The sequence below is a fragment of the uncultured Bacteroides sp. genome, from assembly GCF_910585845.1.
In the GTDB taxonomy this organism is placed as follows: Bacteria; Bacteroidota; Bacteroidia; order Bacteroidales; family Bacteroidaceae; genus Bacteroides.
This window is the reverse complement of the sequence record NZ_CAJUHF010000032.1, coordinates 1-11,754: the sequence shown is the minus strand read 5'-3', so window position 1 is coordinate 11,754 and position 11,754 is coordinate 1. Positions and strand designations below refer to the sequence as shown.

The 11,754-nt window shown below is 42.3% G+C and carries 5 protein-coding genes and 1 pseudogene; 2 read left to right on the top strand and 4 right to left on the bottom strand.

The features are described from left to right. Positions 1 to 13 precede the first annotated feature (13 nt). The 4 genes and pseudogenes from gyrA to QZ323_RS09815 form a co-directional block, all read right to left on the bottom strand. On the bottom strand, positions 14 to 2,575 hold the full coding sequence (gene gyrA, locus QZ323_RS09830) for a DNA gyrase subunit A (protein WP_294634476.1): 2,562 nt from the start codon (positions 2,573 to 2,575) through the stop codon (positions 14 to 16). 376 nt (positions 2,576 to 2,951) lie between these two features. After that, a pseudogene (locus QZ323_RS09825) lies at positions 2,952 to 3,560 on the bottom strand (transposase); the annotation flags it as partial. Further along, on the bottom strand, positions 3,526 to 3,912 hold the full coding sequence (locus QZ323_RS09820; protein WP_294634475.1) for a hypothetical protein: 387 nt from the start codon (positions 3,910 to 3,912) through the stop codon (positions 3,526 to 3,528). The gene QZ323_RS09820 and the pseudogene QZ323_RS09825, both read right to left, overlap by 35 nt. Positions 3,913 to 3,987: 75 nt before the next feature. After that, positions 3,988 to 7,665 carry a hybrid sensor histidine kinase/response regulator transcription factor gene (locus QZ323_RS09815; protein WP_294634474.1) on the bottom strand — a complete coding sequence of 1,226 codons (3,678 nt, stop codon included), beginning with the start codon at positions 7,663 to 7,665 and terminating at the stop codon, positions 3,988 to 3,990. 309 nt (positions 7,666 to 7,974) lie between these two features. On the opposite strand from QZ323_RS09815, the gene QZ323_RS09810 reads away from it, so the two are divergent. After that, on the top strand, positions 7,975 to 8,976 hold the full coding sequence (locus tag QZ323_RS09810; protein ID WP_294634473.1) for a glycosyl hydrolase: 1,002 nt from the start codon (positions 7,975 to 7,977) through the stop codon (positions 8,974 to 8,976). Between the two features lie 228 nt (positions 8,977 to 9,204). After that, positions 9,205 to 11,535: a glycoside hydrolase family 2 TIM barrel-domain containing protein gene (locus tag QZ323_RS09805; RefSeq protein ID WP_294634472.1), complete on the top strand. Its 2,331-nt coding sequence runs from the start codon at positions 9,205 to 9,207 to the stop codon at positions 11,533 to 11,535. Positions 11,536 to 11,754 lie beyond the last annotated feature (219 nt).

The following is an 11,754-nucleotide window of genomic DNA, read 5'->3' as shown; positions in this document are numbered from 1 at the left end:
ATTAATATTATGTCTATTCTTCATTTTCGTTATTTATTTCACTATCAGGAATATTCTTCCCTTCTCCGTTAGCTTCTTCATCGAATAGAGATGGAGTTGTTCCATTGGTATCCCCTTCATTTTCTAAATTATCGGAGGTGACTTTACATACAGAACCGATTTCATCATTTCTTTTTTCAAGATTAATGAGGCGAACACCTTGTGTAGCACGTCCCATGATGCGGACATCAGCTACTTTCAAACGAATGGTGATTCCTGACTTATTGATAATCATTAAATCATTATCATCTGTTACGGACTTGATGGCTACCAATTTTCCAGTCTTCTCGGTAATATTTATGGTTTTTACACCTTTACCTCCACGATTTGTCTTACGATAGTCCTCGATATCGGAACGTTTGCCATATCCTTGCTCTGATACCACCATGATGGTCTCTGTTTCCGGATCTTTAATGCAAATCATTCCTACGACTTCATCTTGTCCGTCTTCATCAAGTGTCATACCACGTACGCCTGTTGCAGTACGTCCCATAACGCGTACAGCACTTTCGTGGAAACGGATGGCACGTCCATTACGGTTGGCGATTATAATTTCGTTGTCGCCATTAGTCATACGTACTTCGATAACACGGTCGTCCTCACGAATGGTGATGGCATTTACGCCATTTTGGCGAGGACGCGAGTATTGTTCCAACAATGTTTTTTTTATAACACCGTTTTTGGTACAGAAGAAAACATAATGAGAGTTTATGAATTCTTGGTCGGAAAGATTCTTCACACGCAGGTAGGCATTTACAGCATCATCCGAGTCTATATTCAATAAGTTTTGAATAGCGCGTCCTTTCGAGTTTTTGCTACCTTCGGGGATTTCATATACTTTAAGCCAGTAACACTTGCCTTTTTGAGTAAAGAACATCATTGTGTTATGCATGGTTGCTGGATATATATGTTCGATAAAGTCTGCATCGCGTGTGTCGGTACCCTTTGATCCTACTCCACCGCGATTTTGGGCACGGAACTCACTCAAAGGTGTACGTTTTATATATCCCATGTGCGAGATCGTAATGATCATTTCATCGTCTGCATAGAAATCTTCCGGGTTGAATTCTTCAGATGAATAGACGATTTCGGAACGCCGAGTGTCTCCATATTTTTCTTTTACTTCGATTAATTCATCTGTAATGACCTTACGGCAAAGTTCGTCATTTGAAAGAATTTCTTCGTAGTAGGCTATTTGCTTCATTACTTCTGCATATTCAGCGTGAAGTTGATCTTGCATTAGTCCTGTCAACTGGCGCAGACGCATTTCTACAATGGCACGAGACTGGATCTCGGTCAGTTGGAAACGTTCCATCAAGCCTGTAATCGCATCATTAGGAGTTTTAGCTGCACGAATGATACGGATAACTTCATCAATATTATCTGATGCAATAATCAGTCCTTCCAGAATGTGGGCGCGTTCTTTCGCTTTACGCAAATCATATTGTGTACGGCGGATAACAACCTCATGACGATGTTCGATAAAGTATCTGATCAGCTCTTTCAGGTTCAGCAGACGAGGACGTCCGTGTACCAATGCTACATTGTTTACGCTGAAAGAAGTCTGCAAGGAAGTCATCTTATAGAGTTTATTCAGAACCACACTGGCATTTGCATCACGTTTAATATCAATAACGATTCGCATACCTTCGCGGTCCGACTCGTCATTAGCATTAGAAATACCATCTATTTTTTTCTCATTAGCCAAGTCTGCAATGTTTTTGATCAGTTCGGCCTTGTTGACTCCATAAGGAATTTCGGTAATAACGATTTTATCATGTGTAGAACCTGTTTCTATTTCAGCTCTAGCACGCATGATAATACGACCACGTCCTGTAAGGTAGGCTTCGCGCACTCCGCTCATGCCGTATATGTATCCTCCAGTTGGGAAGTCGGGAGCTTTTACATAGTTCATCAACTCCTCTATTTCAATATCGTTATTCTGGATATATGCGACACAAGCGTCAATGACTTCTGATAGATTGTGAGTCGGCATATTAGTTGCCATACCTACAGCAATACCAGAGGCACCGTTTACTAAAAGATTTGGAATGCGGGTGGGCATTACGGTAGGTTCTCGTAAAGAATCGTCGAAGTTATTTTGCATATCAACCGTTTCCTTATCAAGATCTTGCATCATATCTTCACCGATTTTTTGCAAACGGCATTCTGTATATCGCATAGCTGCTGCACTATCGCCATCTACAGAACCATAGTTTCCTTGACCGTCTACTATCAAATATCGCATTGCCCAAGGTTGTGCCATGCGAACTAATGCACCGTAAACGGAAGAGTCACCATGTGGATGGTATTTACCTAATACTTCACCTACAACTCTAGCTGATTTCTTATAAGGTTTATCAGACGTATTTCCTAGTCCCATCATTCCGAAGAGAATTCTACGATGAACGGGCTTAAAACCATCTCTAACATCTGGAAGGGCACGCGAAACAATGACCGACATAGAATAGTCAATGTACGATGACTTCATTTCCTCCTCAATGTTAATCTTTATAATTCTGTCTTGTTCAAGCATTTAAAAAGATAATTAATTATACATAATTGGGCTTATGAAAAACCACGCTAAAGTACTGCTTTTTTGCGATATACAAAAGTTTTCTCGCATAAACTTTATTTCAAAACCATTCTTATGTACATTTCTCGTGCCTATTTTATTCTCATCACACATTATTTAATTAAGGTATACCTAAAATCACATTTCTACATTAACCAGCCTCCTTCGGAAATAAGCTGAATCGGAAGAAGATCTTATGTCTCATAACAAGTAATGTAATGGAGCATAACAAGTAATGTAATGAAGTATAACAAATAATGTAATGAAGTATAACAAGTAATGTTATGATGCATTTCATTATATGTTATGAGACATTCCTCCGAACTAAAATAACAATTTTGAACAGCAGATAACGTGATCGAATGAGCAGTTCCTTGCGGGTGTCGCCATTAGGGTATCGGAACGGGATATAGTCCTTTCCGCACATCTTGGCTTCTTCCATTTCATCGTTGGCCTGTTGTATGGCATCCCAGCGGTGCTTGATTCTAAGTTCCTGAACTGCGTCACAGGCAAGCTTCTGGATATGAAACCGATCAATGACACGACTGGCTTTAGGGAAAGCCGTACGGACGATCTTACGCATTGAATCAGACAGGTCAAGCGTAACTTCCTTGACCGCATTGCGTTTATCCTCGTCAACACGCAGTAGCACGGCGATAACATCTTCCGACTTTGTACCCGCTACGACGGCCACTAATGAACGCTCTCTTGTACGGGCATCGCGGTTGGTTACAAAGGTGTATAACTCGCCATTGGATAGTGAGGATTCATCTATTGCCAACCAAGGACCAATATTGTCGGAAAACAGCAGCCATTCATCAGCGTGTTCAAGCTGATCCCAGTCGCGATAGCCGCTCAGAGACTCCTTATATTGTTTTTCAAACGTATGTGAATCTACATGATAGAATTCCTCAAGCGTACGGCAGGTCACTGGGGATGTCTCCATACGTTTCTTTTAAAAAAGCCCCAAATTCTTTGGAGTAACGTGTGCCTTTGGCTACGACATCAAGATCTATCGGTATGCTGAAACTCTTGCCCGTACGGGTATCGGTCCAGCGCCTGCGTCGAATCCGAAGAATTACCTTGCGGTCTCTTATAGGGAAGTCTGTGACACTGACCGCCTCCATGAAGCCTTTGGATTCAAAATAGACGTCTTCACTTAGCTCAGGATGCATTTTCTCATCGAGACTTATATGTATCTCCGATTCTGTCTGCCCTACTCCGGCGATTGTAAAATAATCAAGTATCTGCGTGGGCAGAACTATCTGCGCCAACATCTGTAAGTATTCGTTTTCCATACCACAAAGTTCGATATAACTTTTGATTATGAAAATTTTATCCCCACTAATTTTCCACTGACCCGATTTCTCGGGTCAGTGGATATTGTCTGTTGATGGCATTTTTTGATATTCAGAAGGAAGCATATCATAGTATGCCCGGAAGACAGTACTAAAATATTGCGGAGTGTTGAATCCCGTCATATAAGCAACTTCTGAAACTGTAATGGTGTCTGAGGAACGTAACAGTTTCGCTGCGCGCTCTATGCGCTGTTTTCGTATATACTCTTTGGGGGAACATCCGATAAGCGCAGTTACTTTACGATAGAACTTAGAGCGACCATATCCCATAGCTTCAGCCAAATGATCCATATTCAAGTCTTTATCATCAATGTGGCTCTGAATATACGCATTGAAACGGTCAAGGAACTTACGGTCACGTTCGTCCGTAATCACGGGCTTTGCAGGTTGTACAGTCTCCTGAACTGTATCCGTATTGTGTCGCAAATTCTGTGCGGCGTGTTCTGCTGCGGCACTTCTTTTGACATTATCAAACTTTTGTACTAACGCCACACAATGGGCCACAAGAAGGCGCATGTTAAAAGGCTTGGGTAAATAGACATCAGCCCCATGCCTTATGCTCTTCAACTCGGTTTCCGCAGTATCAACAGCCGTAAGCATTATTACCGGCAAATACTGGTAGCCGCTTTTCCGTACATGATTCAACAATTGAAAACCATTCATGTGAGGCATACGAATGTCGGTTATCATAAGATCGGGCATCTTTTCTTCGATTATCTCAATTGCTTCCACACCGTCGCATGCTACCTCTACATGGAAATAATTCGAAAGTTCTTGTTGCAGGAAGTCCTGTATATCATTGTCGTCCTCAACAATAAGAACCGATTTATTATTCATCGGCAGTGCCGGCATGGGACATATTTTTTGTATTTTAGGATAAGTAAGGCGTTCTTGTTGCAGCATTAATTCTGATTCTTGCAAGAAGTCTTCCGCATCATATACCGCCTTGTCCATAGGCAAGGTAAATAGAAACACAGAGCCTGCTTCCTCTCCCGGCACGTAATGTATCGTACCGTGGTGTTTTTGTACCAGTTCGGCAGTTAAGTTCAAACCGATTCCCATGGAATTGGTATTCATTTGGGAACTGTTGTATCTTTCAAAAAGTTTTTCGCGTTTATTCTCAGGTACACCGATGCCGTTATCTTGTACGGTCACTACCAGCATATTTTCCTCTACAGCCAGTCTCATCGAGATTTCTCCCCCTACAGGAGTATATTTAAAGGCATTACTCAGCAAATTATAAGCTATTTTGTCTATATAGCTCCGGTCAGCATACATTATCAGTTGCTTGTGTGTGGTAAGAAACTTGTAGTTGATGCGCCGGCGGTCGCTGATGTCACGGAATGACAGAAATATTTCTTTCAACATCTCCACTATTTCGACTTGCTCTAAACGAAGTTCCATGTTGCCGGTTTCCATTTTTCTATATTCCAGAAACTGGTCTATCAGTCTTTTCATTCGTGTAACGTTACGTTGCATCATATATAGCGAGGGCTGTATCTGCTCCAACTTTCCTTCCGATGACATGATTTTGTCCATTGCCCCTTGAATCAATGTGAGTGGAGTGCGAAACTCATGCGAGATATTTGTAAAGAACTTCACTCTGTATTTCGTCAACAGGCGTTCGTCATATACCGTTTGCTTTAACTTTGCCTCACGGCGATAATGGACATAGAATTGTGCGACTACTGCAATCAATATTGCCGATACAAGCAAGCGGAACCACAACGTCTGCCACCACGGGGCAAGGATTGTGAACCGCATGGACTGTTCATGCATCCTTGTATCAGCACCAACAATCTTCACATGAAAAACGTAATGTCCCGGTTGTAAGGCATTGAAACTCGCGAAGTTTGCCGTTGAAGGTTCACTCCACTGCTTGTTCACTCCTTCCATCTGATAAGAATAATAGGTTGAAAGATGGGTATCAAACGACAAGTCGGAAAAGAAAAATGTCAGAGAGTTCCGGTCGTATTCCAGTTCTATTTTATCATCGCGCTGTAATGAAATGCCATTGACGCTTATCTCCGAGATCCGCAAAGTCTGCTCTATGCTTGCATGTTGAATCATTGCCGCACTGGTTATCAACACCCCATCAAGCGAACCCAACACAATCCTCCCATCATCCATTGTGGCAGCACAATGTGAATTGAATATATTCCTAAGTGGAGCAGTTTCTGAATAGAGTTTGAATGTAGAACCACAATCAAGTGAATAGCACAATGCTCCTTCATCACCGGCCAACCATATATTATGCTTCGCATCCTCAATGATGGTATTGACGAAACGGGTCATTCCACTTTGCTTTCCGAATGGTATGAAGTTTTTGCCGTCAGTACATAAGAATACGCCCCATCCGGATGTCCCGGCCCATATAGTATGTTTTGAGTCTTCCCACAGACAGGTTACTCTTACCTCTTCCTCACCTATGCCCAAAGGATACCTTATGTAAGCCTCACTGTCTTTGATCAGATTTTCCGGATCAAAGCAGAATATTCCAACGCTCGTTGCCATCCACATTTTATCATTATGGTCACAGAGCATTGATTTTACTTCCAATCCATCAAATTGAGTAAAAAAATGCTTGAACGTCCATTGTTCTCCTTCACGTTCTAACATATCGACCATACCATTGATATTGCATATCCATATTCTTCCCTTTCGATCTGTGAGAATATGGTCTATGCGGTTGCTCGCTATTGAAGGCTGACTGGAAGAATGAGGCAGGAAACCTTGTTCCGTATAGAGACCATTATTCCTTGTTCCGGCCAAGAGACCGCCTCTGCCGTCTGTAGTGATACAAAGATATTCTACCTCTGCCGGAAGTGAAGTTATTGCTTCCAGCTGTCCGTCAGAATCCATTGCGAACACTTTCCCCATATCGTTGGCAACAATGACTTTCCCTTCAGGCAGATTGGTTAAGACTTTTACCTCCCTTGCATTAGCCACATCGTTTTTACGACCAAGCGGGACTATATCTATATTTCTTTCCTCAACCGACAGTATAGTTATTCCATGCCACTGTTCACATACCAATATACGTCCATTCCTGTCTTCTATCATATCTGTTATGTAATCTGACGGAATCAAATTTGACGTACTGGCTGTAATGCGTTTCAGCATATTACCGTTACTATCATACACAGTGATGCCTCCACCTGCCGTTGAGACCCATATCAGCCCTCGCATGTCTGTCACTACTTTCAGTTTTATGTCCGAACTTAGTTTCCACAGAAATAAAGGAATGGCTTGCAATGTTAATGTATTATTTGTTTTTGCGTTTTGATATATTATGTTTGCTGTATTACTCACTACTGTGATTCGGTTTCCACGATTATCAATCATCGTATCCTGCCCCAGGCAGAAACTCCGGACATAGTTTAGTGAATCCTTTAAAGGCTCAAATTGGCCGTAACGGGTATTGACTCCCATCAGTCTCTGTCGCGGAAAAGCCACTGCCAACTGCCCGTCTTTCCATCGTTCCAGTTTGCTAATCCTACTTTCTTTCATCAGCGGCTTGTAGTCTGCCGAAATCTTTGTGATTTTCTGTATCCGGTATCCATCAAAACGATAGAGTCCATTTAATGTTCCCAACCATAAATATCCCTCTTCGTCTTGTGCTATACACCTGATATTATTACTGGGCAAAGCATTTATCCTGTTCAATTGGTGGGATATAATTTCCAATTCCATGCCATACCCTTTTGTACACAGCACGAAGAACATCAGAAAACAACAGGTTCGTAGCAGTTGCATTGAGCGAATTATTCCCATTTCATGACACTTTGATAGATTACGGCACAAAGATAATCATTTCTATAAGTTACTATCGGGCAAAAGGGCAGAAATGCGCAAAATGAGACAAAAGTGTCTGCAATGAAACAAAAATATACTCTTGATTTGGCGTTTGTTAAGCCACAAGGGACAAAAATGTTAGCAAACGGATAAAATTGGATTTGCATTAGTGGTAACGCAACGTACCTTTGTGCCAAAAAACTACAGATGATGAAGACTTTTATATTGGTTATGCTTTTAGCCCTTTCGATATCGGAAGCAGAAGTACAAGGGACATTATGGCGGCAGTTTTGCAATCCAAGCCATGATGTACGTACAAAGGTGTGGTGGTTTCATGGAGAGACAACTACTACTAAAGAAGGTATAGATGCAGATTTAAGGGCATTCAAGGATGCCGGTCTGGGAGGCGTTGTCTATTATGACCAGACTCATGGTTCAGAGGAAGGGGCTTTTGCTTCTATGTCAACCGAATGGTGGGAAATGTTGAAGTATGCCGCCCGTCGTGCCAAGGAACTGGGGTTAACCTTTGAACTGGCTGCAACTAACGGTTATGTAGCCGGCGGTCCGTGGATAACGCCCGACATGGGAATGCAACAAGTCGTAAGCGCGGAAACTCCCCTGCTACTTCCGGCGAAGGAAGGGGAAATGATTCCTTTGTCCTCATACCATCGCAAAGGGTTCAAGGATATCGCCACGTTCCTGATTCCCAATCCGGCAATGTACGCTCCTGTCTGTATACAGAAAGAACGGTTGACGGTAGAGAACTGTGCCGAACTTATCATTGCTTATGATGCGGGAGAAACCGTTGCCATGAGTACCATCACTTACCAGACAAATCCCCGTGGGAAAGGTTCATACGGTTCGATGAACTTGCCAGGTAAGCCACAGGAACGTTTTTTTTGTGCCGGATATGTTGATTTTCCACCTGTTGGCGATCTGGAATACAGCAACGACGGCAAAACATGGAAATCTGCCACCCAATTGCTGACAGTCGAGAACATTATCGGCTACAAGAGCCGCCGGCGTACCATCAACTTCCCTGCCGTAGAGGCACGTTATTTTCGTGTACGCCTACACGATTGGACCGACGCGACATCAAAATCCGACAAATTGGAAATAGAAGACGTATGGCTCAGCGGGCGTGACATGATTGACAACTGGGAAGTCAAGACCGGTTTGCGTTCGGAGGTGACTTATCCCCAATCATGACTATGTTCAGAATATTGCCTTACGCTCCCAACACAAGAATATGGAACAATGGGACCCACTGTCTTTGGAACGTAAGCCTTTTCATGGCGTACTCCGTTTAAAACCTTACGAAAGCACATTCATTATTACACAAAAACAATAATATTTATGAGAAAGAATATAATTATTTGTACCATTCTACTGTTTGTTATACAGACAATATCAGCCACAGAAAGAGAATCGATTCTCATGAACTTTGGATGGAAATTCCAATTAGGAGAAGTGAAAGATGGAGAAAAACCAGAACTGGACGACAGTCAATGGAGACAACTGGATTTGCCATACGACTATCAACTGAATATGCCATGGAAGAAAACGGCAAACCGTGCCCGTGCCTTCAAAGAGATGTCCGGTGCATGGTTTCGTAAGACATTTCATCCCGACAAGGCATGGGAAGGCCGCCAAGTGCTCATCGACTTTGAGGGAATGATGTATTACGGCGATGTCTATCTTAATGGCGAAAAAATTGGCTCTACGGAATATGGCTATTGCGGGTTTGAATGTGACGTGACAGAAAAATTGAAATATGGCCAGGATAATCTACTCGCTGTATATACCCATACCGGCGTTGAAGGAGGTTCGCGTTGGTATACAGGAGGCGGAATCAACCGTGATGTCCATATTCTCATAAAGGATACGATGTCCATATCCCGTCATGGCATTTATGTCGTAAGTAAGAAAACAGACGGTAACAGATGGAAAGTATATACTCAAGTCGAACTCCGTGGCGATCTGCTTGCCAAAGGGAAGGTGGAATTTCAGGCCTGTATATTCGATTCGCAGGGCAGGGAAGTGACCCAAAGCGACTTGACTCCTACCCCGTCACAATCCCGCCTACAGCTTATCGAGATTCCTATCCGTGAAATGGAGGTCGTTAATCCCGAGTTGTGGGATATAGACAGTCCCAATCTTTATACCTGCGTGGTACGTATGTACGTTGACGGCAAGGAAACGGATCGCATGTCAACACGTTTTGGATTTCGTACGATAGAGTATGGCAAGGATTTCGGATTCAAGCTGAATGGAAAAAAAATATTTCTGCAAGGCATTGCCAACCATACAGATTTCGGTGGCGTAGGCATAGCAACGTATCGGCGCGCCATCGAGCGTCAGTTAAAACAGCTTAAGGCTTTCGGTTTCAATGCAGTACGCTGTTCGCATAATCCTTATCCACAAGTATTTTATGACCTCTGTGATGAAATGGGGTTCGTTGTGGTCGATGAACTTGTGGACAAATGGAGCAACGACGGCAATTGTTGGGGAGGACGGGAGTCTTTCATGAATATATGGCCGGAACTGATGACAGAATGGGTGAAGCGGGACCGTAATCATCCTTGCATTATCATGTGGAGCTTGGGCAATGAAATGCAACACCGGGAGAATGCTTCCGGATATATGACTGGAGATTGGGGAGTTACCACCTTCAAGATTTTTGATACCTACCTGAAACGTTACGATCGGACACGGCCTTCTACAGCAGCGATGTATCCGGCACGTGCCAACGGCATACGCCGTGCCGACCCGGGATTCCGCGATACTGGGAACATCATTCCTCCGGAGCTATCATGCATTACAGACATAGCTTCATACAATTATGAATATGTAGATTATCGCCGTTATAAAGAGTATAATCCTAAACTGATTATTTTTCAAAGTGAAGCATCGGTCAATGATCTTATTACCCCTTATCTTCGTATGGACAAGGCTTCGACTGTCGGCCTCTGTTATTGGGGAGCTATTGAGTATTGGGGTGAAAGTGACGGTTGGCCGAAGAAAGGCTGGAATTATTCTTTCTTCGATCATACCTTGAAGGCATATCCTCGGGCATGGCTTGTACGTTCGTGTTTTGTAGATGAACCACAAGTACATATAGGCATACTTGACGGTGAACAGAAAAGTATCATTTGGAATGATATTCTTTCCGGACGCGCAGAAATGAGCCATTTTTATTGGAAACCAAACCTAAATGATAGCATAACGTTAGAAGTTTCAACCAACTGTGATGAAGTAGAACTATTACAAAACGGGAAGAGTATCGGTGTCAAACATAACAACCGGAAAAATGATAAAGTACAGAATAAATTACTTTGGAGGAATATCAACTGGCAACCGGGAAAAGTAACCGCTATCGCGCGCAACAATGGTAAGGAAGTAGCCCGACATGAACTACAATCACCAGGTAAAGCTGTACGCTTGAAGGTAGAGATAGAAAATTCAGATGATTGGAAGGCGGACGGTATGGATCTGCAATATATACGTTTTACTGCTGTAGATAAACAAGGGATTGCCGTTGACAATTTTGAAGGCGAACTTTCACTATCTGTTTTGGGTGAAGGCCAATTTATAGCTCTTGATAACGGCGACCATTTCACGGATCAAAATTTTGAAAGAACAACAACTACATTATATCGTGGTGGAGCTCTTGCTATATTACGCTCAACACAGAAAAAGGGCAAAGTTGTTGTAAGAGCGACATGTAATGGATTAAAGACGAAACCAATAACCCTTATGACACATTGATTGTTTTTTCTATCAATGAAATTTATCGGAATAGTAGAAAATTATCCCTATATTTATGATTTTCATTGGTTAAACGTAACTTTTTCGTTTATTTGAATAGAAAAAATAGGATGTATTATATTATTAGTATAGTTGATTTGGTTATTTCATAAATAATAGAGTTTACTTAAGTACATGACAAAAATTTGAAAACATCGAATTTTGGGGTATAAGTCGGAC